This window comes from Streptomyces phaeoluteigriseus (genome assembly GCF_001896135.2).
Classification (GTDB): domain Bacteria; phylum Actinomycetota; class Actinomycetes; order Streptomycetales; family Streptomycetaceae; genus Streptomyces; species Streptomyces phaeoluteigriseus.
In genome coordinates this window covers 180,380-205,135 of sequence record NZ_MPOH02000011.1, presented here as the reverse complement: position 1 = coordinate 205,135, position 24,756 = coordinate 180,380, and the positions used below count along the sequence as shown (strand labels likewise).

The following is a 24,756-nucleotide window of genomic DNA, read 5'->3' as shown; positions in this document are numbered from 1 at the left end:
GCGATGTGCGCAAGAAGTTGAGGGTGGCGGCCTACGCCGTATGCGTCCGGGACGGGCAACTGCTGCTGGCTCGCTCGCCCGCGCCCGACGGCACCCCGGAGTGGGTGCTGCCCGGCGGCGGCATGGAACACGGCGAGGACCGCACGACACCGTCGTCCGGGAACTGGAGGAGGAGACCGGCTACCTCGTGGAGGTGACCGGTCTCCTCGGCGTGGACTCCTCCCGCCGCACCTTCCGCCGCGGCGTCCTGCGTGGCCCCGTCGACCACCACGGGGTACGGATCGTCTACGAGGGCCGGGTGACCGGCGGCGAACTCCGCCACGAGATCGGTGGATCGACCGACCTGGCCGCCTGGCACGACCTGACGGCCGTACCGGAACTGACCCGGGTGCGGCTGGTCGACGTGGCACTGCGACTGTGGCGCGAACGGCCCGTGAACGGGCGGGTGTCGGTGCCGGACCAGCGGTGAGGGAGCGGGACGGGACGGGCTACGCGGCGTCGTCCGCCCGCGCCCGCGACGACGGCCGCACCCAGCGCGCCCACGGCGTCAACTGCGCCACACCCCAGGCCGCCTCCACACCGACGAACAGCCACAGCACCCCCGAGGCGCCGTGGGCCAGCGCGTATGCCATCCAGGTCGTGAACAGGACGCGGGCGATGCCGTCGAACAGTCCGTGGACCGGCAGCGGCCGGACGATCCGCAGCACCGACCACACGACCACCACCGAACCCATCAGGTTCGCGAACATGGTCTGCGTCGGATCGAGCGCGGGGAAGCCGCCCAGCCCCCACGCCCGGCCCGCCGACGACAGCGCGTCGTGCACCAGCGCGTACGTCCACGGCGTCGCGAAGCCGGCCGTGACGACGAGGTCGTACCAGGCGCTCGCCCGCACGCGCGGAGGTAGGAGGGAGGGGAGGTGATGGTGAATGCGGTCATGGGCCGGACGCTAAAGGGTGGACTACGCTCCAAGGTCAAGTGCCCGCGTCATCAGAGCCGTTGGAGCCGAGTTCGCATGCGCATCGGGGAGCTTTCCGCCCGCACGGGCCTGTCCAGGGACACCATCCGCTTCTACGAGAAGGTCGGCCTCGTCGAGGTCCGCAGACTGGCCAACGGCTACCGCGACTTCGCTCCCGAGACGGCCGAGTGGCTGGCCTACGTCCGCACCGCGCAGGCCCTCGGCTTCTCCCTCGCCGAGATCGCCCGGCACGGCGCGGAACTGCGCGAGGCCCCCGACTCCGCCGCCGCGCTCTCCGAGCTGTTCGAGGAGAAGATCCGCGTCGTCGACGCCCGCATGGCCGAACTCGCGGCCCTGCGCGCCGAACTCACCGACCGCGTCGGCACCGGCTGCCCCCTGCGTGTGACCTGAGCCCCGACGATGACACGAGGAGGGGCCGCCGCGTCACACCCGACGGCCCCTCCTCTCCCCTCCTGGTACCGCCCGGTCCGTCACTACCGGGGCAGCACCACGACATACGCCGCCGGATCGCGGTCCCCCGACGCCATCAGCGCCGTCCGCACCACCGCCGCCTGTTGCTCCATCCCGTCCCGGAGCTTCCTCGGCGTGATGTGCACGACCGTGATACCCAGCCGCTCCAGATGTTCCCGCTTGCGGGCGTACTCCGACCAGAGCGCGTCCTCGTCCTGACGCGGGGCCCGCGTGTCCAGCTCCAGCGCCACCGCCTGCTCCGGCCAGTACGCGTCCAGACCCCCGAGGTGCGGCCCGCCCGGCAGCCGCAGGTCCACGTTCCACACCGGGTCCGGCAGGCCGAACTCGCGCACCATCGTGTGGAGGCGGTCCTCGGCGATCGCCCGCCCCTCGGCCAGCAGCGAGTCCACCGCGTCCACCACGTGCGGCCGGCTCAGCAACTTGGCGTTGTTCAACTCCCATACCACCGCCGCCGGTTCGCAGTGCCCGCCGCGCACCGCCTCCGACAGCAGCCGCCGTACCGCCCCCGCGTCCGTCATCTGGGACACCGCATCCGCAAGGGCGCGCGGCACCGGCGCCACCGGAACTCCCGTGGCCTCCTCCGGGGCCGGCAGGGACGCGGCGCGCAGGACGTGCGCGCAGCCCGTCGAGCGCAGCCGGCGCAGCCGGGGCACCAGGACGTCGATGCGGTCCAGGGAGAGCAGCGGCGGCGCCGAGGTGAAGCCGTGCAGGGTCAGCGCCGCCAGCCCAGTGATCATCGCCTCGCGGTACACGGGCCGGTGCGGCTGCCCCGGCTCCGGCTGGGCGGGCACCCCGGGGGCCGTCACCTCGCGGGCCGCGTACAGCAGCACCGCGTGCAGCCGCTCCTCGCTGGTCGGCGCCCCCGGGTGGAGCAGGTACACGCCCGGCAGGAGCTGCTGCCAGGGGCCGCCGGACCGGCACCGCTCGGTCAGCTCGGCCGGGGACACGCCGTGCGAGCGGAGCTGGGCCGTGGTCAGTACCCGCCGCTGCGCCTCCGAGAGGTGACGCAGGGGGCGGGCGGAGGCCTGGGGGAGGGGGGTGTTGTGGTTCATGTCCCGGAGGTTCCCGTCTCTGGTCCCACCTGTAACCGCTGTTACACGCCCGTCGACAAATCCGGACAAGCTCGTCCTAAAGGACGGGTGTTCGGGTGCCGAGTAGGCGCCGAAAACCCCTGGTCCATTCGGTGGGAGCCAGGGGTTACGGGTCGGATTGACGGAATTCCGTAACGGTCACCGTCCGCCGGATCTCAGGCCAAAGGTCGGGCGGTGCCGGTCGGGATCAGCGGCCGCCGGCCGGGTCGGTCCCGTGGTGGATCAGTCCGGGCCGACCGGGATCAGTCCGTGTCGGGTCGGTCCCGTGTCGGGTCGGTCCCGTGCCGGGCCGGGCCGGGATCAGTCCGTATCGGGTCGGTCCCAGGCCGGACCGGGATCAGTCCGGACCAGGATCAGTCCGGACCGGGATCCGACCATGCCGGGTTGGTCCTCTGTCGGGTCGGACCCGTGCCGTGCCGGTCCCCTGTCGGTGCCGGGTCGGTGCCGGGTCGGTCCAGGTCGGGTCGGATCAGTCCGTGCCGACCCCGCCCGCCGCGTCGCAGGCCTGTCCGCGCAGCCCCCGCGCCAGGTCGTCCCGCGCCTCCAGCACCAGCCTGCGCAGGGCCGGCGGCGCCGACTCGTGCGCGGCGAGCCACGCGTCCGTCGCCGCCAGCGTCTCCGGGGAGTCCAGCAGCGCCGGGAACAGGCCCTTGACCACGTTCATCGCGATCTGGATGGACCGCTGCTCCCAGATCCGCCCGATCACCGCGAAGTACTTCTCCGCGTACGGGGCGAGCAGCTCGCGCTGCGAGGACTGCTGGAAGCCCGCGATGGTCGCCTCGACCAGCGCGTTGGACAGCGCGTCCGACGCGACGAGCTGCACCCAGGCCTGCGCCTTGACCTCCGCCGACGGACGGGCGGCGAGACAGCGCACCTGGTGCCGCTTGCCCGACGCGGTGTCGTCACGGGCCAGCTCCGCCGCCAGGAGGTCCTCGTCGGCGCGGCCGTGCGCGGCCAGCGGCTCCAGGAACGCCCAGCGCAGCTCCTGGTCCACCTCCAGGCCGTCGACCTTCGCCGAGCCCTCCAGCAGTCCCCGGAGCAGGTCGAGGTCGGCCGGGCCGGACGCCGCCGAGGCGAAGAACCGCGCCCACGCCAGCTGGTGCTCGCTGCCCGGCTCCGCCGACCGCAGCTCCGCCAGAGCGCCCTCCGCGAGCAGCCGCTCGCCGACCGGCCGCCAGTCGGGCGCCGCGTAGTGCACCAGCGCCGAGTCCGCCCACGCGTGCAGCATCTGGAGCACGCCGATGTCGCTCTCGCGCCCCGCGAACCGCAACACCAGCTCCACGAAGTCCCGCGCGGGCAGCAGCGCGTCCCGCGTCATGTTCCACAGCGCCGACCAGCACAGCGCGCGGGCCAGCGGATCGGTGATGTCCCCCAGGGACTCCCTGAGGGCCGCCAGTGAGGTCTCGTCGAACCGGATCTTGCAGTACGTCAGGTCCTCGTCGTTGACCAGGACCAGCTCCGGCGCCTCCGCGCCGGCCAGCTCCGCCACGACCGTCCGCGGCCCCTCGACGTCCGCCTCGGCGCGCGCGTACCGCACGAGACGCCCGTCCACCCGCCGGTACAGGCCGATGGCCACCCGGTGCGGCCGCAGCTCCGGGTGCGATTCCGCGGCCTCCTGGAGCACCGCCAGCTCGTCGACCCGGCCCTCGGCGTCCAGCAGCACCTGCGGGGTCAGCGAGTTCACCCCGGCCGTCTGGAGCCAGGACCGCGCCCATACGGCCATGTCCCGCCCGCTGGTCTCGCCGAGCACCGACAGCAGGTCGCCCAGGCGGGTGTTGCCGTAGGCGTGCCGCTTGAAGTAGCGGCGGGCGCCCTCCAGGAACGCGTCCTGTCCGACGTACGCGACCAGTTGCTTCAGCACCGAGGCGCCCTTGGCGTAGGTGATGCCGTCGAAGTTGAGCTTGGCGTCCTGGAGGTCGCGGATGTCGGCGGTGACCGGGTGGGTGGAGGGCAGCTGGTCGGCCCGGTAGGCCCAGGCCTTGCGGCGGTTGGCGAAGGTGATCCAGCCGTCGGTGAAGCGGGTCGCGCCGACCAGCGAGAAGGAGCCCATGAAGTCCGCGAAGGACTCCTTCAGCCACAGGTCGTCCCACCACTCCATGGTGACCAGGTCACCGAACCACATGTGGGCCATCTCGTGCAGGATGACGTTGGCCCGCGCCTCGTACGACGCCTGCGTCACCTTGCCCCGGAAGATGTACTCCTCGCGGAAGGTCACCAGGCCCGGGTTCTCCATCGCCCCCAGGTTGTACTCGGGCACGAACGCCTGGTCGTACTTCCCGAAGGGGTACGGGTAGTCGAAGTGGTCGTGGAAGAAGTCCAGGCCCTGCTTGGTGACGAGGAAGACGTCGTCGGAGTCGAAGTAGGGCGCGAGCCCCCTGCGGCACAGGGCGCCGAGCGGGATCTCCAGCGTCGTACCGTCCGCCAGCTCGCGCGTGTAGGAGTCCGTCACGTAGTGGTAGGGGCCCGCCACCACACAGGTGATGTACGTCGAGATGGGCCTCGTCTCCGCGAACCGCCACACGCCGTCCGCGCGCTCGCCGGTGCCGTTGCTCCACACCACCCACTCCTCGGGCGCACGCACCTCGAAGCGGAACGGCGCCTTGAGGTCGGGCTGCTCGAAGTTGGCGAAGACGCGGCGCGAGTCGGCCGGCTCGTACTGGGTGTACAGGTAGACCTCGCCGTCCTCGGGGTCGACGAAGCGGTGCAGGCCCTCGCCGGTGCGCGAGTAGGCGCACCGGGCGTCGACGACCAGCTCGTTCTCGGCGGCGAGGTCGTCGAGCCGGATCCGGGAGCCGTCGAAGACCTCGCCCGGGTCGAGGTCGCGGCCGTTGAGGGAGACGGCCGTCACGCTCGGCGCGATCAGGTCCGCGAAGCTGGACGCGCCGGGCTCGTTGCAGCGGAACCGGATCGTGGTGACCGAGCGGAAGGTGCGCGGCCCGCCGGTCCCCTCGCTGCCCGCGCCGCCGCTCACCTCTCCGTCTCCCTGCCCGCCTCCGCCGTCGCTCGCGTCGCCGATCGCGGAGCGCACGTCGAGGGACACGTCGTACCCGTCGACGGACAGCAGGGCGGCCCGTTCCCGGGCCTCGTCACGGGACAGGTTCTCACCGGGCACGGGCGGTACTCCCTCGATGTGTCTGCGCCACGGCGGTGTGCCTGCGCAGGGGCTGTGGACAGCACCGATCCTGCCACGCGCACCTGACGCCCGTCAGCGGGGAATGCGCGGCGCGGGCCGTGGCGTTCACCAGGAAAAGCGTTCCTCCTGAGGAGAGACATGTCGCAGAAGACCCCCGTCGACTTCTGGTTCGATCCGCTGTGCCCCTGGGCCTGGATGACCTCCCGCTGGGTGCTGGAAGTGGAGAAGGTCCGTGACATCGAGGTGCGGTGGCATGTGATGAGCCTGGCCGTGCTCAACGAGGACAAGCTCGACGAGCTGCCCGAGGAGTACCGGGAGATGCTCGCCACCAAGGCCTGGAAGCCCGTCCGGGTGGTGACCGCCGCCTGGCAGAAGCACGGCGCCGAGGTCCTCGGCCCGCTCTACACCGCGCTCGGCACCCGCTTCCACAACAACGGCGAGGGCCCGACCCTGGAGGCCATCGCCGGCGCTCTCGAGGACGCCGGACTCCCCGCCGACCTCATCGAGTACGCCGAGCAGGAGAACTTCGAGTTCGAGGCCGAGCTGCGCGCCTCCCACAAGGAGGGCATCGACAAGGTCGGCCAGGAGGTCGGCACCCCGGTCATCGCCGTGCCCGGCGCCGACGGCGAGCAGATCGCCTTCTTCGGCCCCGTCGTCACCCCCGCCCCCAAGGGCGAGGACGCCGCGCGGCTGTGGGACGGCACCCTCGCGGTCGCCTCGGTGCCCGGCTTCTACGAGATCAAGCGGACCCGCACCAAGGGCCCCGACTTCAGCAACCTGTAGACCCGGGCCCACCGGAGTGAACGCCCCCGCGAGCCGCGCTCGCGGGGGCGCCGCGGTCAGCGCCGCGAACAGGCCCAGGCCGCCTGCAACGGCCGGTGCCGTCCCCCCTGCTTCCCGGGCCCTCTCGACCGGATCGACCGCTTCGAGGCCTGCTTCGATGGCCCCGACCCGGTCGAAGCGGGCGTGGCCCCCGTCCCGCTGCGGCGCCCCGAGCCGGAACAGGACCCGGCTCTCGCCGGCCCGCCACGCAGACGTGGGCCGCAGGCCCTGACCCACCTGCCGGGAGGGCGCTGCTGCTACGGCCGTCGCAGCAGCCCCCGGTCCAGCGCCACCACCACCGCGCGGGTCCGGTCGTTGACGTCCAGCTTGGCGAACAGCCGCAGCAGATGCGTCTTGACGGTGGCCTCCGTGATGACCAGGCGGCGGCCGATCTCGGCGTTGGTGAGCCCGTCGGCCACCGCGTTGAGCACCTCGCTCTCCCGCGCGGTCAGCGGGTCGTGCACGGGGCGCCGCAGCCGGGCGACCAGCTTCTCCGCCACCCGCGGCGCCAGCACCGTCTCACCGCGCGCGGCCGCCCGGATCGCGTCGACGAGCTGCTCGCGCGTGGTGTCCTTCAGCAGGTAGCCGATGGCTCCGGCCTCCACCCCGCGCTCGATCTCCGCGTCGGTGTCGTACGTCGTCAGGATCAGCACCTTGGTGCGCGGATACCGGGCGACGATCTCGGTGGTGGTCGCCACCCCGTCCAGCACCGGCATCCGCAGGTCGACGAGGGCCACGTCCGGGTCGTACCGCTCGACGAGGGAGAGGGCGGCCCGCCCGTCGCCCGCCTCGCCGACGATCTCGATGCCGTGCTCACCGGCCAGCAGCGCGATCACTCCCGCCCGCATCACCGTGTGGTCGTCGACCACGACCACCCGCAGTCCCGCCTCGTTCATGCCGTCCCCTCCGTGCCCCCGGCGAGGGGGACCGTCGCCAGGATCCTCGTCCCGTCGCCGACGGAGCTGGTGACGGTCAGTCGCCCGCCCAGCTCCGCCAGCCGCTTGCGCATCCCGTCCAGACCGAACCCGTTGGACTCCTCCACCACGAACCCGGCGCCGTCGTCGGTGATCTCCAGCTCCACCCCGTACGGCAGCCGCGCCAGGACCACCCCGACCGTGGAGGCACGGGCGTGCTTGCGCACGTTGGCCAGCGACTCCTGCGTGCAGCGCAGCAGCGCGATCCGGGTCTGCTGGTCGCACTCGGGGTCCGCCAGATCGGCGGCCACGGTGAGCCCGGTGTCCTCGGCGAACCGGTCCAGCACCCGGCGCAGCGTACTGGCCACCGACCCCGCCGCCACCTGCCCCGGACTCCCGCCCGAGCCCACCAGCTCCCGGGCCTCCGCGAGGTTCTCGCGGGCCGTCGACTCGATCGACCGCAACTGCTGGGCGCTGCGCCCCGGATCGTCCGCCAGCCCCGCCCGCGCCGCCTCCGCGAGGACCACGATCGACGCGAAGCCCTGTGCGAGGGTGTCGTGGATCTCCCGCGCCAGGCGCTCCCGTTCGTCGGCCGCGCCCTGCCGCTGGTGCGCGGCGACAACTGGGCCTGCGCCTGCTCCAACTCGTCGATCAGCCGGGCTCGTTCGGTGCTCTGCTCGACCACCGAGTGCGCCCACAGACCGATCAGCACCCCGACCGCGACGACGATCAGGGTGGACACGGCCGTCTCGCCGAGGAACTCCGCCGACCAGCCCAGCTGGAGCCAACTGCCCAGCAGCGTCGTGAAGGTGGCGAGCCCGAGGAACCCCATGGAGATCCTCGGGGTGCGCCCGAACATCCAGTAGTGCGGCAGCGTCACCATGAACAGCGCCGCGTAGCTGGTGCGCAGGTACGCCAGCCCGCCCAGCGCGAGCGCCAGCACGGCGAGATAGCCGTGCGGGCGGACGATCCGGTTGCCGGGGAAGCGGTCGATGAGCGCGTAGCCGAGCACCACGCAGCCCAGCAGGCCGAGCGCCCCGTACATCTCCCCGCCGGGCCGGCCCATCGCGGCGATCCCGAAGGCCATCGCGGCGAACAGCACCCAGCACACCGTGTTCCAGCGGCGCAGGGACGTGGCCCAGAAGGTGTCGGCGGAGGGGCCGGTCAGCGCGGTCATACCGGTCAACGTACGTCGACCGCCGCCCGCTCCGGGGCCGTTCGGTCCTGCGGGGCCGGTGCCGCGGGCCGTACCGGCCACCAGGTGCGCTCGCCGAGCAGCAGCATCGCCGACGGCAGGACCAGGATCCGTACGACGAAGGCGTCCAGCAGGACAGCGGCGGCGAGGACGAAACCGATCTGCTTCATCTCGATGATGTGGAGGAAGACGAAGCTCACGAACACCGTGGTCATCACGACCGCCGCGCTGGTCACCACGCTCGCCGAGCTGCGGATCCCGTCGAGCACCGCCTGCCGGGTCGGGGTGCCGTCGAGCACGGCCTCGCGGATCCGGCTGACCACGAACACCTGGTAGTCCATGGACAGACCGAACAGGATCACGAACAGGAACAGCGGGACGCGCGAGCCGATCGACCCGGTGGAGGTGAAGTCGAGAAGCCCCTGCGCCCACGTCCCCTGGAAGACGAGGACGAGCAGGCCGAGCGCGGCCGCCGCCGACAGGAGGTTCAGCACGACGCCGATCAGGCCGAGGACGACCGAGCGGAAGGCGTAGAGCGTCATCAGGAACGTGACCAGGAGCAACGCCCCCAGCACCAGCGGGAGTTTGCCGTTCTGGTGGGCCGGATAGTCGGCGTAGCGGGCCACGTCGCCGCTCACGCCGTACTCGGCGCCGGGGACCCGGCCGACCGTGGCGGGCAGGTAGGTGTCCCGCAGGTGGTCGAGGGAGGCGTGGGCCTCGTCGGAGTCGCCGAGGTGCGGCACGTTCAGGTCGAGGGTGCTGGTGCGGTGGTCGGCCGAGCCGCGCAGCCGTGACGTGCCGGTGAACAGCGGGTCGGCGTCGACCCGTTCGGCCAGCTCACGCAGGGCGCCGGTGACCTGGGCGGCACGGGAGGCGTCGGCGCGGACCACGACCTGGTGGGTGACGCGCCGCTCGGGGAACGTGTCGTTGAGCCGGTCGTACACCCGCATCGCGGGGATGTCGCGGGAGTGCGTGTCGCGGCTCATCTCGGTGATGTGCAGCCCGGCCAGCGGGACGACGAGCGCGAGCAGGGCGAGGACGGACACGCACAGGGTGGCCAGCGGATGCCGGGCTGCGGGGCGCAGCAGCGCCGTCCAGAGACGGCCGCCGCCGGTGGCACGGGTGCGCCGGGCAGGCTTTCCGCGCGCTGCCCGCCGCTCCGCTCGGCGCTCGGCGCGCCGGCCCAGCACGGTCAGCAGCGCGGGCAGCGCGGTCAGGGAGCTGGCCACGGCGACCAGGACGACCACGACGGTGCCGGTGGCGAGGGAGGAGAAGATGACGTCCGACGCCAGGTAGAGGGTGGCGGTGGAGGCGACGACCGCGAGTCCGGAGACCACGACGGCCCGGCCCGAGGTGGCCGCCGCCAGCTCCACCAGCGCCTCGGCGCTCAGCCGGCCCCCGGCGCGGGCCCGCTCCTCGCGCTCCCGCTTCAGGTGGAAGAGCGTGTAGTCGACGCCGACGGCGAGGCCGATCATCAGGATGACGTTGGTGCCGACGCCCGCGTCGGGGGAGAGGTGCGAGGCCACCATCGACAGGCCGACGGCCGCCGCGATCGAGGACAGCGCGAGGAGCAGCGGTACGGCGGCATGGTGAGCGAGCCGAAGACGACCAACAGGGTGAGCAGGGTGACCGGCAGCGTGATCTTCTCGGAGAGGGCCAGGTCGGCGCTCCGCTGGGCGTCGACCCCCTTGCTGATGGAGGGACTTCCGGTCTCCTCCAGGATCAGGCCGGGGTGGAGCTTCTGGACGGCGGCCGTCTGCGCGGTCAGCGCGTCGACCTTGTCCTTGGCATCCCGTTCCTCGCCCTTCAGCGCCACCTCGACCAGCAGGGTCCGGCCGTCGGCGGAACGGACGGGCGCGGCGACGTCCGCCACGTCCCGGAGCCGTTCCATGCGGGCGGTGAGGTCCCGTACGGCCGCCGCCGAGGCCCGCTCGTCCAGGGCGCCGGACCGGGCCGAGATCAGCACCTGCTCGGTGGATCTGCGCTCCAACCGGCCCTCGGCGGCCATGGCCTCGGCGCGGCCGGCCTCGCCGACCCGGTAGTCGGCGGTCCGGGCGCTGTTCGTGCCGACGGCGCCGCCGACGCCCAGGCACAGGGCCACGAACACCAGCCAGCCGACGATCGCCCGCCAGGGGTGCCGGGCACTGCTCCGTGCCATGCGCACAGTGAGTGAGTTCATGCCCCAGAGCCTCGTCGGCGGGGGCGGTCCGCCGACAGAGGCGACCGGTGGAACCCCCCGTCCACCGATCGGTTGACCCGCGGGAGGGGGAAGACCCCCGCGAGTCACGTCCTCGCGGGGGTCTCCTTCTTTCCGCCCGCCGCCGTGAAGGGTGAGAAGACGATCACGAGGCGGGACGTTGCGCGGCGCCCTACGGCGCGAGCAGCAGCACGTCGGCGCGGGACTTCGCGGCCAGGTAACGGCGCTGTACGTCCTGCCAGTTGACGACCTGCCACATGGCCTCGATGAAGTCGACCTTCTGGTTGCGGTACTGGAGGTAGAAGGCGTGCTCCCAGGCGTCGAAGACGAGGACGGGGACGGAACCCTGGCCGACGTTGCCCTGGTGGTCGTAGACCTGCTCGACGATCAGCCGGCCGCTGAGCGGCTCGTAGGCGAGGACGCCCCAGCCGGAGCCCTGGGTGGTCGCGGAGGCCTTCGTCAGCTGGGCCTTGAACCCGGCGAAGGAGCCGAAGGACTCGGTGATGGCGTCCGCCAGCTCGCCCACGCCGTCCACCGCGAGGGGCTCGCCGCCGCCCTCACCGGTCATGTTGTGCCAGTAGACCGAGTGCAGGATGTGCCCGGAGAGGTGGAACGCCAGGTTCTTCTCCAGCCCGTTGACCGAGCCCCACTGCTCCTTGTCCCGCGCCTCCGCGAGCTGCTCCAGCGTGTCGTTGGCGCCCTTCACATAGGCCGCGTGGTGCTTGTCGTGGTGCAGCTCGATGATCTCGGGGCTGATCACGGGGGCGAGCGCGGAGTAGTCGTACGGCAGTTCAGGAAGCGTGTAGACGGGCATGGCGGGGTTCCCCTCCGAACCTTATTGCAATGAGGTTGCAAGTGCAGGCTAGCAACAATAAGGCGCCCACGGGCAAGCTGCGGGGAGGCGGGCGGGGAGGGGCGGGCGACAGCCGGGGAACAAGCAGCGGGCACGCCGTCGGCACGCCGTCGGCACGCCGTCGGCACGCCGTCGGCACGCCGTCGGCAGCGGAAAGGCCCCCACGTGACGCTCACGTGGGGGCCTTGCGCCTGACGACCTTCTCAGGCCTTGGCGCGTCTCCGCTGCCAGGCGTAACCGCCCAGCGCCAGGGCCGCCGTCATCGCACCCGTCGAGTACAGCTGCACCCGCGTGCCGGGCTCCCGTGCCATCAGGACGAAGATCGCCGCCATGCCGGCCAGGGCCACCCACGTGAGCACCGGGAACGCCCACATCCGCACGACCAGTGGCCGCGACGCCTCGCGCTCCAGCCGTCGGCGCAGCCGCAGCTGCGACACCGCGATGAAGGTCCACACGACGAGGATCACCGCCCCGATCATGTTCAGCAGCCAGGCGAAGACGTCGTCGGGCCGCCAGTAGCTGAGCAGCACACAGCCGAAGCCGAACGCGCACGACACCAGCACGGCCGTGCGCGGCACCCCGCCCGACACCCGGCCCAGCGCCTTCGGCCCCTGCCCCCGCTCCACCAGCGAGTAGGCGATCCGCGAGGAGCCGTAGATGTTGGCGTTCATCGCGCTCAGCAGGGCGACCAGCACGACGACGTTCATGAGCTGACCGGCGCCGGGGATGCCCAACTGGTCGAGGGCTGCGACGTACGGGCCCTTCTCCACGACCGCCTCCGCGTCCCACGGGACGAGGGTGACGACGACCGCCATCGAGCCGATGTAGAACAGCGCGATGCGCCACATCGCCGTACGGACCGCGCTCGCCACGCCCTTGACCGGGTCCTGCGACTCGGCCGCCGCGATGGTGACGGTCTCCAGACCGCCGTACGCGAACACCGAGGCCAACAGGCCGACGACCAGCCCCTCGCCGCCGTGGGGCAGGAACTGTGTCAGATGCGAGGTGCCGGGGGAGTCGGTGCCGGGCAGGACGCCGGCGATCGCCAGACCGCCCAGCACCAGGAACAGGCTGATCGCGCCGACCTTCAGCGCGGCGAACCAGAACTCGAACTCGCCGAAGTTCTTCACCGCGGCCAGGTTCGCCCCGCAGAACACCACCATGAACAGCGCCACCCACGCCCACGCGGGCGTGCCCGGCAGCCAGCCCGTGACGATCTTCGCCGCGCCGATGCCCTCCAGGCCGACGGCCGTGCACAGCAGGACCCAGAAGGACCAGCCCGCCGTGAACCCCGCCCAGGGGCCGATCGCCCGCTCGGCGTGCGCCGAGAAGGAGCCGGACGAGGGATAGGCGGCCGACATCTCGCCCAGCATCCGCATCACCAGCATCACGAGGAGGCCGGAGAGGGCATAGGCGAGGACGATCGACGGACCGGCGGCGGCGATGCCCGCCCCGGAACCGATGAAGAGGCCCGCGCCGATGACGCCGCCGAGGGCGATCATCGACAGATGGCGCTGCTTGAGGCCGTGCGAGAGGGAGACGTCCGACTCCGGCGGAGTCCCGACCGTGGTGCTGGGCATGGGCGCGGCTCGTCCAATGCGTGAGAGGGCAAAAACGCCCACATTCTGGGCAGCCCGTCCACTCACACGAACAGACTGCCCAGTATCCGGACACCTCCGGTACGCGCTGTGGCTACGCCGCTACGGAGGTGTAGTGCGCGGCGTCACCCTCCACCGGCCGGCTCCGCCGCCGTCGATGCCCACCGGGACGTCGCCGGCCACGGTCACCCGGTGCAGCCGACGCGGCCGCCGGTCGTAGTTGTCGACGGCGTAGTGCTGGGTGATGCGGTTGTCGAACAGGACGAGCTGGTTCGGCGACCAGCGGTGACGCAGGATGTTCTCCGGCCGGGTGACATAGGACTGGAGCAGGTCCAGGACCGTGCGGGACTCGCCCACCGACAGCCCGACGATCCGCTGCGCGAACCCGCCGATGAACAGCCCGCGCTCACCGGTCAGCGGATGGACGCGGACCACCGGGTGGGCGGTGCGGTACTTGATGGACGTGAACCGGGCGCGCTGGGCGGCACGTTCCTCGTCGACGTCCTCGGCGGGCACCGCGTAGTCGTAGTCGTTGGTGTGCTCCGCCCACAGCCCGTCCGCCAGCCGCCGCAGCGGCTCGGGCAGCTGCCGGTAGGCCGCCGCCGAACTCGCGATCAGCGTCTCGCCGCCGTACGGCGGGAGGGCGAGGCTGCGCAGGGTGCTGGCCTGCGGCGGGTTGAGGACGAAGGTGACGTCGGTGTGCCAGTGGTTGGCGCTGCCCTGCTCGCTGTCGACGGGCAGCACGTTCGGGGCGCCGTCGACGGCGGGCACGGTCGGGTGGGCGGTGGTCAGGTCGCCGAAGTGGCGGGCGAAGGCCTGCTGGCCCTCGTCGTCGAGGTGGACGTCGTCGAAGACCAGCGCCTTGTGGACGTTGAGCGCCTCGCGGAGCGCGGCGACCGTCCCGCCGTCCAGCGGCTTGGAGATGTCGACGCCGAAGACATGGGCGCCGATGTGCGCGGTGACCTTGCGGAGGTCGAGGGTCATGACAGGGCCTTCCTTTCAGACGAGGGCGGGGGTGGAGGCGGGGGCGGAGGGTGACGGCTGGGCGTACTGGTTGGCGGGGCGCGGGAGGCCGTACCTCTCGCGCAGGGTCCGGCGGGGGCCGTACTCGGTGCGCAGCAGGCCGCGGGCGCGCAGGAGCGGGACGACGTGGTCGACGAAGGCGTCCAGGCCCGAGGGCAGCAGCGCGGGCATGATGTTGAAGCCGTCGGCGGCGCCCCGTGTGAACCAGGTCTCGATCGCGTCGGCGACCTGCTCGGGCGTCCCGGTGAACGTGAGGTGCCCGCGCCCGCCGCCCAGCCGCCCGATCAGCTGCCGCACGGTGAGCCGCTCGCGCCGGGCCAGCTCCACCACGAGCGTGTACCGGCTCTTGGCGCCCTCGATGGCGTCCTCGGGAGGCAGATCGGCGGGCAGTTCCGCGTCCAGGGCGAGTGTGTCCGGCTCCAGCTGGAGGAGCTGCTCCAGCCGCCGGACGCCGTGCGCGTGCACGATGTGCTCCTCCAGCTCCCGCTCGTGCGCCCGCGCCTCGGCCTCCGTGGAGCCGATCACCGGGACGATCCCCGGCAGCACCTTGACGTGGCCCGGGTCCCGGCCGGCCCGGACGGTCCGGGCCTTGAGGTCGGCGTAGAAGGCCTGTGCGTCGGCGAGGGTCTGCTGCGCGGTGAACACCGCCTCCGCGTACCGGGCGGCGAACGCCTTGCCGTCCTGCGAGGAGCCCGCCTGCACCAGCAGCGGGTAACCCTGCGGTGTGCGGGGCACGTTGAGGGCTCCCTCGACACCGAAGTACGTCCCCTTGTGCCGGGGCGGGTGGATCTTCGCGTCGTCGCCCCACACGCCGGCCGCCTTGTCGGCGACGATCGCGTCGTCCTCCCAGCTGTCCCACAGCTTCAGCGCCACGTCGAGGAACTCGGCGGCCCGCGCGTACCGTTCGGCGTGGGCGGGCTCGGCGTCGAGCCCGAAGTTGCGGGCGGCCTCGGCGCCGGCGGTGGTGACGATGTTCCAGCCCGCCCGGCCGCCGCTGAGGATGTCCAGCGAGGCGAACCTGCGGGCCAGGTTGTAGGGCGAGTTGTAGGACGTGGACGCGGTGGCGATCAGGCCGATGTGCTCGGTCGCCGTGGCCAGCGCGGTCAGCAGCGTGAGCGGCTCCAGCGCCCCGGCGGGCCGCTGTGCGACGGTCCCCCACAACTGCGGCGCGTCGGCGAGGAACAGCGAGTCGAAGGTGCCGCGCTCGGCGATCCGCGCGAGGTGGACGTGGTGCGCGAGGTCGACATGGGCGTACGGGTCGCTCTCGGGGAGCCGCCAGGACGCCTCGTGGTGGCCGGTGTTCATCAGGAACGCGTTGAGGTGCAGCTCTCTCGTGGTCACCGGTGGTCCTCCGTGACGCCCAGGGCGGCGAGCAGCCGTTCGCGGTACTCGCCGAGGAGCGGGTCCCGGTACGAGCGCGGGTGCGGGCGGTCGATGGTCAGGTCGAGGCCGATGCGGCCCTGGTCGAGGACGAGGACCCGGTCGGCGAGCACGATCGCCTCGTCCACGTCGTGGGTGACGAGCAGCACGGACGGCCGGTGCCGCTCCCACAGCTCCCGCAGCAGGGCGTGCATCCGGATGCGGGTGAGGGCGTCGAGCGCGCCGAACGGCTCGTCCGCCAGAAGCAGTTCGGGCTCGCGCACCAGCGAGCGGGCCAGCGCCGCACGCTGGGCCTCGCCGCCGGACAACTCGTTGGGCCAGGCCCGCTCACGGCCCGCGAGACCCACCTCGGCGAGCGCCTCCCGGCCCCGCTCCTCGGCCGCCTTGCCGTCGAGCCCGAGCAGGACGTTGGCCAGCACCCGCCGCCAGGGCAGCAGCCGGGAGTCCTGGAAGACGACCGACACCCGCTCCGGGGCCGTCAGCCGTCCGCTCCCGGTCACCTGGTGGTCGAGTCCGGCGACCGCCCGCAGCAGGGTGCTCTTGCCGGACCCGCTGTGCCCGAGCAGGGCCACGAACTGACCGGCGGGGATGTCCAGGTCGACGCGGTCGAGGACCGTACGCCCCTCGAAGGACCGGGTGAGGCCCTCCAGCCGTACGGCGGGACGGGTCAGTTGCTCAGCGTGCGGCGCCATGACAGCACCCTCCGTTCGATGATGCGTACCGTGCTGTCGGAGATCAGGCCGAAGACGCCGTAGACGACCAGACCGACGAGGATGACGTCCGACTGGCCGTAGTTCTGGGCCTGGAACATCAGATAGCCGAGGCCGCTGGTGGCGTTGATCTGCTCCAGGACCACCAGCCCCAGCCACGAACCGGTCACCCCGAGCCGCAGGCCCACGAAGAAGCCGGGCAGCGCGCCGGGGACGACGATCTCCCGGATGAAGGCGAGCTTCGACAGGCCCTGCACCTCGGCGAGTTCGACGAAGCGGTGGTCGATGCCGGACAGCGCGGCATGCGTGTTCAGGTAGATCGGGATGTAGACGACGATGGCGATGATCGCGATCTTGAAGGTCTCACCGATGCCCAGCCAGAGGATGAACAGCGGGATCAGACCGAGCGTCGGGATGGCCCGGTTGAGGTTGACCGTCCCGTCGATCAGCGCCTCCCCGGTCCGGGTCAGGCCGGACGCCAGCGCCAGCAGCACCCCGGCGGTCAGGCCGATCGCGAAGCCGGACCCGGCCCGCTGCAGCGAGGTGAGGACGTCATCTGTCAGCGTGCCGTCGGTCCACAGTCGGACGCCGGTCTCCAGCACCGTCCAGGGCGCGGGCACGGCACCGGGGTCGAGCCGCCCGGCGGCCGAGGCGAGGGCCCACAGGGCGAGCAGCAGCAGCGGCCCGGTGAGCCGGGCGGCGGGCAGCCGTCTGCCGGGGGCGAGCCCGCGGCGACGGGCGCGGGGCCGCTCGTCGGCGACGGCGACGGGGGCGGGCTTCTCCGGGGAGGCGGTGGTCACGGTGGTCGTGGTCATGGTGGTCACTTCCGGTACTCGGCCGGTACGGACGCGGCGGCGATGCCCTCGAAGCGGTGGTCGAAGAGCGTGCCGACGTCGAAGCTCTTCACGAAGCCGCCCTCGGCGAGCAGGTCGGCGGTCTCCTGCTCCCAGGCGATCGCCTCCGTCCAACTCGGCGGGAAGAGGGGCTTGTTCGCGAGGGCGGTGATGGACCGGGCCTGGGGGAGGGTGAGGTTCTGCGTCTTGACGTAGAACTCCTCGTTCCAGACGTCCGGGTGCTCGTACTGCCAGACCTGGCCCTGCGCCCACCGCGGGACGTACGCGGCGACCGCCGCCGCCTTGGCCCGGTCGTTCAGCACGGAGACCGGCGCCCACAGCAGGTTGAGCAGGTCGACGACATCGGTGGTGATCGTGCGGGCGCCCTTGGACTCGTACTGCTCCAGATACGCGGGCGCCTGCGTGTTGCCCAGCGGGGCGATGTCCACCTGGCCCGACTGGAGGGCGGTCAGGAACTGGTTGCTGGTCAGCGGGACGAGGTCGACGTCGTCGTACTCCAGGCCCGCCTTCTTCAGTGCCCGCAGCAGGACGACTCCCTGCGCCTGCCCCTGGGAGAAGGCGAGTTTGCGGCCCTTGAAATCCGCGATGCTGCGGATGTCGCTGCCGGGCTTGGTGGCGAAGAGATAGTTCGGCCTGCGCGTGATGTTGATCGCGACGATCTTCGCGTCGAATCCCTGGTAGTGCGCCTGGATCGGCGGAATACCCGCGTTGTTGGCGACGTCGAGGGACTTCGCGCGGAACGCGTTGATGACATCGGGACCGGCCCCGATGTTCAGCCAGCCCGACACCTTGAAAGGCAGCTCGGGCAGTTTCGCCAGCTTGAACTGGAGTTGCTGGACATTCTGGTAGGAGGCGATCTTCAGGCTGGTGCCGGCGGGCACCTTGTCGGCGAGCGGGGCGGTGGACGCCCCCTCGGACCCGGCGGCCGCACTGCTCTCGACGCAGCCGCTCAGCCCGGCGGCAGCGGCGGTGACCCCGAGCAGCGAGGTGAGGAAGAGGCGCCGGTCGACACCGGACGCACGGGAAACGGGCATGACGGGACTCCCTGAGGGAAAGGCAGGACGAAGCGCCGTACGAAGGCGGGAAAGCGTGGGTGATTCCGGGCCGCAGAAGGCCCGTGCGGGGAATTCACGCAGAAGGAGATGAGCGCTCGGGGCGCGTCAACGCGTCAGCAACAAAGGGTGCGACAGCTCATGAGGAGGATGCTCCTGTTCTCGGACCGCGCCTGTCAACATTCGGAGTTTCTGAATTAACTCGGCTGAGGTGAAACGGCCGGGGGACCCCCGCGCAGCAGGCTCAGCGGGTCCCGGTACAGCACGTCCAACGCCACCGCCCCGCCCGCCACCGCGAGCACGGCGTCCGGGAAACTCGTCGGCGCCACCGACGCCGCCCGTGCCGCCCCGACCTCCGCCCGCAGCGCGGCCAGACAGTCCGCCCGGAACATGGCCCCCAGCTCGGTGACGACCACGCTCTCCGGGTTGAGCACGTCCAGCAGCAGCCCGGCCGCCCGCCCCGTCATCCGCGCCCGCTCCAGCAGCAGCCGTACGGCCACCGCGTCACCGGCCTCGGCGGCGGCGACCACGTGCATCGGGTTCGTCCCGTCGACCAGCCCGGCCGCCCGGGCCCGCCGGCACAACGTCCGCTCGCTCAACTCCACCTGGAGGCAGCCGGTCCGCCCGCAGTCGCACGGCTCGGTGCCGCCGGCCAGCGGCAGATGGGCGATGGCGCCCGCCTGAGAACGCGGCCCGTGGTGCACCTCGTCATGGGTGGCGAACGCCGCGTCCACCACGTTCCCGACGAACAGATGCAGCAGACTGCGGCTGCCGCGCGCCCGCCCGAACAGCCGTTCCGCGTTGACCAACGCCCGCGCGTGCCCGTCCACGTGCACCGGCAGCCCCGTACGAGCGCCGACCGGCTCCCGCACCGGCACGTCCCGCCAGCCCAGCAGCGGATGCTCGACGACGGTCCCCGAATCCCGGTCCACCCAGCCGCCCACCGCCACCCCCACCCCCAGCGGGCGGCGGCCGGGCACCTCGGCGCAGAGCCCGGCCAGCCCCTCGGCCGCCCGTGTCAGCACGCCGGCGGGCTCGGTGTCCCGGTGTTTCAACTCCCGCCGCGCCAGCACCCGTCCCCGCAGATCGAGCAACGCGACGGTCGTGTACGGCACGGCCACGTGCACCCCGCCCACCACGAACCGGGTGTCGTCCAGGTCCACGGGGACGTGCGGTCGTCCGACGCCGTTGCTGCGCCGCGGCAGGTCGCCTCCCGGACCAGCCCGAGCCCGGCGAGGCGGGCGCAGTGGTCGGTGACGGAGGCCGGGGACAGCCCGGTCAGCCGGGCGACGGTGCTGCGCGCCACGGCCCGTGCTCCAGCACGGACCGCAGGATCACACTGGCGTTCGTACGCCGCCGGTCAGGGTCGGCGACACGGGGAACGGGGTTGAAGGCAAGGGGAACTGTCGCGGTACGGGGCATGGAGATTCCTCACGGGCCGGTCCGACACTGCGCCGTCGTCGTACGAGGCGCCACGGATCGGCTCCGCCCGCCTCAGACCGGAGGGCGACAGGCGGCCGCGCCCACGCGTCGCAGATCGACGTGGCGACGCGACGAGAAGTTCAGGGCCTGGGCAACCATGCGCCCGAAGCTAACAAAGCGGCCGACCGCTGCCCAGACGGCGACCGACGGGTGAGACGGCGGCGGTCCGCCGGCGAGACGGATGCCCGCGCGCCGCCGAGCCGCCGGTCCGCCCGTTTGGCGAAACCCCACAGATGCCCACCGCGCGCCCGGCGTTGCCGCCGCCACGGCACCTCAGTGATCAGGGTCACGCCGTACCGCGTGTAACCGCCGGCCTTTGTCCGGAGCCCACCAAGCTGCCGCTCGCGCGTTTGTCGACCACTGACGGTGATCGCGCCGAGTCCCCTGGGATAGCGTCACGGTGTCCCGAACCGCACCTACCTCGCGGAGTCCGCATGAGCACCGCCGCCGCCACCCCCGTCAGCCCCGGACGGGTCCTCGCCGACCTGATCCCGGCCTCCCGTGTCCGGGACGTCGCGCTCGTGTTCGGCGGCGCCGCGCTCACCGGACTCGCGGCCCAGATCGCGGTCCCCGTGCCCGGCTCCCCGGTGCCGGTGACCGGCCAGACCTTCGCCGCCCTGCTGGTCGGCACGACCCTCGGCGCCCGGCGCGGCTTCCTCTCCCTCGCCGTCTACGCCCTGGTCGGCATGGCGGGCGTGCCGTGGTTCGCGCAGGGCGGCTCCGGCGCGGGCGCGGTCTCCTTCGGCTACGTCCTCGGCATGATCCTCGCCTCGACGGTGGTCGGCGCCCTGGCCCGCCGCGGCGCCGACCGCTCGGTCCTGCGCATGGCGGGCACGATGCTGGTGGGCTCGGCGATCATCTACGCGATCGGCGTGCCCTACCTCGCCTACGCCGCCGACATCTCCGCCTCCGCCGCGATCGCGGCCGGGCTGACGCCGTTCCTGATCGGCGACGCCCTCAAGGCGGCCCTGGCGATGGGGCTGCTGCCCACCGCCTGGAAGCTCGTCAAGCGCTGAACCGGGGGAAACCCACCGGGGATTGCGCTGAGGCTCGCCGGGTCACCCAGAGGTGACCGCGGCGGGCCTCTTCCGCGTTCCCGCCCGGTACGGCCCCTCAGCGCCCCTGGGGCCGCGGGCGCCGCCGGGACCACCACAACCCGGCGGCGCCCGCCCGTGAGCGGGGGGCGCGCGCCCGGAGGAGACCACGTTCGACGGCCGCCGGGCGGTGGTCCGGGAGTACACCTTCACCCTCCGGGGCGCCCCCTGGCACGCCCGCCTCCTCGGCTTCGACGAGGGCGGGAAGACGTACCGGATCAACACCTGGTACCGGCCGGACACCGAGACGTCGGCGGTGCGGACGTACGAGAAGGTGAAGGACGGCTTCACGGTGCCGTGAGGGCGCGGCGGCGGGGCGGGCGCGGAGCACGGGAAGAGGGGACCCGTGAGCACGGGCCCCCTCTGCGGAGACGGTTCACGCCCCGAGGGGCGCCGGGCGGCCGGCGACCGGAACTACACCTCGGTCCGCACCGCGTTCCGCCCCTTCAGCCGCTGCCTGACGAGGGCGATGGCGATGACGATCGCGGCGACCAGCAGTGACAGCAGCACGGTGGTGCGGCCGTCGTGCTTGGTGTCGGTCAGCATGTAGCCGAGGACGAACACGATGAGCCCGGCCGTGGCCCAGGTCAGGTACGGGTACAGCCACATCCGCACGACCAGCTTCTCCGGCGCCTCGGCCTGGATGATCTTCCGCATCCGCAGCTGCGAGAAGCAGATCACCAGCCACACGAACAGGGCGACGGCACCACTGGAGTTGACGAGGAAGAGGAAGACGGAGTCCGGGAACTCGTAGTTGAAGAAGACGGCGACGAACCCGAACACCACGGAGGCGATGATCGCGTTCCTCGGCACACCCCGCGAGGTGGTCCGCGCGAAGGCCGTCGGCGCGTCCCCGCGCTCGCCGAGCGAGAACGCCATGCGGGAGGCGGTGTAGAGCCCGGAGTTGAGACAGGACAGCACCGAGGTCAGCACGATGAACTTCATGATCTCACCGGCGTTCGCGATGCCGAGCGAGTCCAGGGCGGCGACGTAGGAACCCTGCTCCTTGATGGCGGGGTCGTTCCACGGCAGCAGGGTGACCACGACGAAGATCGAGCCGAGGTAGAAGACGCCGATGCGCCAGATGATGCTGTTGGTGGACTTCGTGACGGCCCGCTGCGGGTCCTCCGACTCGCCGGCGGCCAGGGTCGCGATCTCGCTGCCCATGAAGGAGAAGACGACGAGCAGTACGCCGGTGAGGATGGCGCCGGGCCCGTTCGGCAGGAAACCGCCGTGGTCGACGAGGTTGCCGACGCCGGCCTTGTCGCTGTCGACGCCGGGCAGCACACCGAACACGGCGAGCCCGCCGACGACGATGAAGGCACCGATGGCGACGACCTTGATGCCGGCGAACCAGAACTCGAACTCGCCGTAGGAGCCGACGGAGACGAGGTTGGTGGCGGTCAGCACCACCATCACGATGAGCGCCCACCCCCACTGCGGCACGGCGGGGATCCAGGACTCGAGGATGGCGGCACCGGCGGTGGCCTCCACGGCCAGCACGACGACCCAGAAGAACCAGTACAGCCAGCCGATGGAGAACCCGGCCCACGGGCCGAGCGCGCGGTCGGCGTGCGCGGAGAACGAACCCGAGGTCGGGTTGGCGGCGGACATCTCACCCAGCATCCGCATCACCAGCACCACGAGCGTGCCGACGAGGGCGTAGGAGAGAAGGATGCCGGGGCCGGCGGTGGCGATGCCGGAGCTTGATCCGACGAACAGCCCGGCTCCGATGACTCCGCCGATGGCGATCATCGAGAGGTGACGGTTCTTGAGGCCCGCGTGGAGACCGGAGTGGGGCTCTCCCGGGTCTCCGGGGCCGTTTTCGGCCTTCGTCAGGGTCGGCTGCGAGGTCATGGGACGGATTTCCTTTGCGCCGCGTGAGGGGGTCTCCCGTACGAGCGGTGTACGGGCAGTACGGGGGCGTACGAGCCGAACCAGTGAATCCGAGGTGAATGGATTCGGGAACCTTTGATTCCGGATCGTTACTTGAGGTTCTCCTGAGCTTCCATAGCATTGCCCTCGCTTTTCCGGCGCGATACCCGGCGCTGCTACCCGGCGACACCCGTGTCACACTCATCCCATGCGCGTGTATCTCGGCTCGGACCATGCCGGCTTCGAACTCAAGAACCACCTCGTCGAATGGCTGAAGGAGGCGGGTCACGACCCGGTCGACTGCGGCCCGCACATCTACGACGCCCAGGACGACTACCCGCCCTTCTGTCTCCGCGCGGCCGAGCGGACCGCCGCCGACCCCGACGCCCTCGGCATCGTCATCGGCGGCTCCGGGAACGGCGAGCAGATCGCCGCGAACAAGGTGAAGGGCGTCCGAGCCGCCCTCGCGTGGAGCGAGGAGACGGCCTCCCTCGGCCGCCAGCACAACGACGCCAACGTCATCGCGGTGGGCGCCCGCATGCACACCCAGGACGAGGCGACGAAGTTCGTCGAGACCTTCCTGGCCACCCCGTTCTCGGGCGACGAGCGCCACATCCGCCGCATCGACATGCTGGCGGCGTACGAGACGACAGCGGAACTCCCCCCGATCCCGGCACACCACCCCCAGGGCTGAGCCGAGCACGCCGGACCGACTCGGAGGGGGCGGCGGCGCCACGCGTGACCTGCGGCGCGCCGGAGGGGGCGGCGGCGCCACGCGTGGCCTGCGGCACGCGCAGGAGGCCCCGACCCGGCCTCCGTCGCCGCGCCGCGCCGCGCCGAATGGTGAGTGCGCCTTCCGGGCGGAGCCGCTCCAGGGCCGGACAGGGCAAGGGCCCCCGTCCGAGTGAGCCGGCGATGGGCCGGTGAGCAGGGTCCGGGGTGCAGGGTCCGGGGTGCAGGGTCCGGGGTGCGGGGCCCGGGGTGCAGGGGCGGAGCCCTCGCCGGATCCGGGGCGGAGCCCTGGGGTGACGCTCACGTCTCACCCACCGAGTCCGGTAGGTCGGATGGGCAACGTTCCGGGGGTGCGGGGGGCGGAGCCCCCGCCGGGGTCCGGGGCGGCCCCAGGCCGAGGACCGCCCAGGCCGAGGACCACCTCTCGTCCGACCGAGTCGGGCGGTCGGGGGGTGAAGAGAACAACCGAGAGGACCCCCACCGTGCCGGAAGGGCACACCATCCACCGCCTCGCCCAGGACTACGCCCGTTTCACCGCGAGCCCGCCGCGGGTGACCAGTCCCCAGGGCAAGTTCTCCGACGCCGCGGCCCTCCTCACCGGCATGGAACTCACCCGCACCGAGGCCCACGGCAAGCACCTCTTCCTGGGCTTCGCCGGAGACGTCTGGGTCCACATCCACCTGGGCCTCTTCGGCAAGGTCACCTTCGGTGAGGCGTCCCCGGACGCACCGGCGCCCCCGCCCACGGACACCGTCCGCCTCCGCCTCGCCGCCCCCACCGGCTACGTGGACCTCCGCGGCCCCACCACCTGCGCCCTGATCACGGACGCCGAGAAGCAGGCGATCCACGACCGCCTCGGCCCCGACCCCCTCCGCGAGGACGCCGACCCGGAGCGGGCGTACCGCCGGATCTCCCGCAGCCGTACGACGATCGCCGCCCTCCTCATGGACCAGAAGGTCATCGCGGGCGTCGGCAACGTCTACCGCGCCGAGGTCCTCTTCCGGCACGGCATCGACCCGTACCGCGCCGGCAAGGACATCACCCCCGCAGAGTGGACCGCGATCTGGTCGGACCTGGTGGCACTGATGCGCGAGGGCGTCCGCAACAACCGCATCGACACGGTCCGCCCGGAACACACCCCGGAGGCGATGGGCCGCCCGCCACGCGTCGACGACCACGGCGGCGAGGTGTACGTCTACCGCCGCACCCACCAGCCGTGTCACCTGTGCGGCGACACGGTCCGCACGGCGCCCCTCGCGGCCCGCAACCTCTTCTGGTGCCCCACCTGCCAAAAGCCCTGACC

Annotated in this window: 17 protein-coding genes and 5 pseudogenes; 7 read left to right on the top strand and 15 right to left on the bottom strand. The window is 72.1% G+C overall.

The annotated features are described in order from the left end of the window. Nucleotides 1-23: 23 nt before the first annotated feature. Nucleotides 24-469 (top strand): annotated as a pseudogene (locus BM536_RS12070) (NUDIX hydrolase). A gap of 19 nt (nt 470-488) precedes the next feature. Here the strand turns inward: BM536_RS12070 and BM536_RS12065 are convergent. Then, a complete protein-coding gene (locus BM536_RS12065; RefSeq protein WP_425444621.1) occupies nt 489-893 on the bottom strand; it encodes a hypothetical protein in 405 nt (134 codons plus the stop codon). Nucleotides 894-1,013: 120 nt separating this feature from the next. On the opposite strand from BM536_RS12065, the gene BM536_RS12060 reads away from it, so the two are divergent. Then, on the top strand, nt 1,014-1,367 hold the full coding sequence (locus tag BM536_RS12060; RefSeq protein WP_073491567.1) for a MerR family transcriptional regulator: 354 nt from the start codon (nt 1,014-1,016) through the stop codon (nt 1,365-1,367). Nucleotides 1,368-1,450: 83 nt separating this feature from the next. On the opposite strand, the gene BM536_RS12055 is transcribed toward BM536_RS12060, so the two are convergent. Continuing rightward, entirely contained in the window at nt 1,451-2,500 is a 1,050-nt protein-coding gene (locus BM536_RS12055) for a type IV toxin-antitoxin system AbiEi family antitoxin domain-containing protein (RefSeq protein ID WP_073491568.1), read from the bottom strand. A 508-nt stretch (nt 2,501-3,008) separates the two neighbouring features. Further along, nucleotides 3,009-5,651, bottom strand: a complete 2,643-nt coding sequence (pepN, locus tag BM536_RS12050) for an aminopeptidase N (RefSeq protein WP_094102912.1) — start codon at nt 5,649-5,651, stop codon at nt 3,009-3,011. A gap of 159 nt (nt 5,652-5,810) precedes the next feature. Between pepN and BM536_RS12045 the strand changes: the two genes are divergently transcribed. Continuing rightward, nucleotides 5,811-6,455, top strand: a complete 645-nt coding sequence (locus BM536_RS12045; protein ID WP_073491569.1) for a mycothiol-dependent nitroreductase Rv2466c family protein — start codon at nt 5,811-5,813, stop codon at nt 6,453-6,455. 296 nt (nt 6,456-6,751) lie between these two features. Here the strand turns inward: BM536_RS12045 and BM536_RS12040 are convergent, their stop codons facing one another. The 11 genes and pseudogenes from BM536_RS12040 to BM536_RS11990 all read right to left on the bottom strand — a co-directional run bounded on the left by BM536_RS12040 (nt 6,752) and on the right by BM536_RS11990 (nt 19,692). After that, nucleotides 6,752-7,390: a response regulator gene (locus BM536_RS12040; RefSeq protein ID WP_073491570.1), complete on the bottom strand. Its 639-nt coding sequence runs from the start codon at nt 7,388-7,390 to the stop codon at nt 6,752-6,754. Further along, a pseudogene (locus tag BM536_RS12035) lies at nt 7,387-8,585 on the bottom strand (sensor histidine kinase). Before BM536_RS12035 ends, BM536_RS12040 begins: the two are co-directional and overlap by 4 nt. Nucleotides 8,586-8,590: 5 nt before the next feature. Then, nucleotides 8,591-10,782 (bottom strand): annotated as a pseudogene (locus BM536_RS12030) (MMPL family transporter). A 190-nt stretch (nt 10,783-10,972) separates the two neighbouring features. Next, nucleotides 10,973-11,614 (bottom strand): superoxide dismutase, encoded by a 642-nt coding sequence (locus BM536_RS12025; protein WP_073491571.1) that lies wholly within the window; start codon nt 11,612-11,614, stop codon nt 10,973-10,975. Between the two features lie 242 nt (nt 11,615-11,856). Further along, a complete protein-coding gene (locus tag BM536_RS12020; RefSeq protein WP_073491572.1) occupies nt 11,857-13,233 on the bottom strand; it encodes an amino acid permease in 1,377 nt (458 codons plus the stop codon). A 112-nt stretch (nt 13,234-13,345) separates the two neighbouring features. After that, nucleotides 13,346-14,235: pseudogene (locus tag BM536_RS12015) on the bottom strand (TauD/TfdA dioxygenase family protein). A gap of 15 nt (nt 14,236-14,250) precedes the next feature. Beyond that, nucleotides 14,251-15,615 (bottom strand): LLM class flavin-dependent oxidoreductase, encoded by a 1,365-nt coding sequence (locus BM536_RS12010; RefSeq protein ID WP_094102911.1) that lies wholly within the window; start codon nt 15,613-15,615, stop codon nt 14,251-14,253. Next, complete coding sequence (locus tag BM536_RS12005) at nt 15,612-16,346, bottom strand: ABC transporter ATP-binding protein (RefSeq protein WP_073491573.1); 735 nt, start codon at nt 16,344-16,346, stop codon at nt 15,612-15,614. Before BM536_RS12005 ends, BM536_RS12010 begins: the two co-directional genes overlap by 4 nt. Then, nucleotides 16,322-17,179 carry an ABC transporter permease gene (locus BM536_RS12000; RefSeq protein WP_094103110.1) on the bottom strand — a complete coding sequence of 286 codons (858 nt, stop codon included), beginning with the start codon at nt 17,177-17,179 and terminating at the stop codon, nt 16,322-16,324. Before BM536_RS12000 ends, BM536_RS12005 begins: the two co-directional genes overlap by 25 nt. Nucleotides 17,180-17,184: 5 nt before the next feature. Further along, on the bottom strand, nt 17,185-18,252 hold the full coding sequence (locus tag BM536_RS11995) for an ABC transporter substrate-binding protein (protein ID WP_073491574.1): 1,068 nt from the start codon (nt 18,250-18,252) through the stop codon (nt 17,185-17,187). Nucleotides 18,253-18,467: 215 nt separating this feature from the next. Then, nucleotides 18,468-19,692, bottom strand: a pseudogene (locus BM536_RS11990) (ROK family protein). A 494-nt stretch (nt 19,693-20,186) separates the two neighbouring features. Here BM536_RS11990 and BM536_RS11985 point away from each other — a divergent pair. Both BM536_RS11985 and BM536_RS11980 read left to right on the top strand, forming a co-directional pair. Further along, nucleotides 20,187-20,768, top strand: a complete 582-nt coding sequence (locus tag BM536_RS11985) for a biotin transporter BioY (RefSeq protein WP_094102910.1) — start codon at nt 20,187-20,189, stop codon at nt 20,766-20,768. A gap of 208 nt (nt 20,769-20,976) precedes the next feature. Beyond that, the gene (locus BM536_RS11980; protein ID WP_211362869.1) at nt 20,977-21,147 is read left to right on the top strand and encodes a hypothetical protein; all 171 of its coding nucleotides are present in this window, start codon (nt 20,977-20,979) and stop codon (nt 21,145-21,147) included. A gap of 113 nt (nt 21,148-21,260) precedes the next feature. Here the strand turns inward: BM536_RS11980 and BM536_RS11975 are convergent, their stop codons facing one another. Then, nucleotides 21,261-22,703 carry an amino acid permease gene (locus BM536_RS11975; protein WP_073491576.1) on the bottom strand — a complete coding sequence of 481 codons (1,443 nt, stop codon included), beginning with the start codon at nt 22,701-22,703 and terminating at the stop codon, nt 21,261-21,263. 226 nt (nt 22,704-22,929) lie between these two features. On the opposite strand from BM536_RS11975, the gene BM536_RS11970 reads away from it, so the two are divergent. Both BM536_RS11970 and BM536_RS11965 read left to right on the top strand, forming a co-directional pair. After that, the gene (locus tag BM536_RS11970; protein WP_073491577.1) at nt 22,930-23,415 is read left to right on the top strand and encodes a ribose-5-phosphate isomerase; all 486 of its coding nucleotides are present in this window, start codon (nt 22,930-22,932) and stop codon (nt 23,413-23,415) included. Nucleotides 23,416-23,935: 520 nt separating this feature from the next. Continuing rightward, nucleotides 23,936-24,754 carry an Fpg/Nei family DNA glycosylase gene (locus BM536_RS11965; RefSeq protein ID WP_073491578.1) on the top strand — a complete coding sequence of 273 codons (819 nt, stop codon included), beginning with the start codon at nt 23,936-23,938 and terminating at the stop codon, nt 24,752-24,754. The last annotated feature ends 2 nt before the right edge of the window (nt 24,755-24,756 follow it).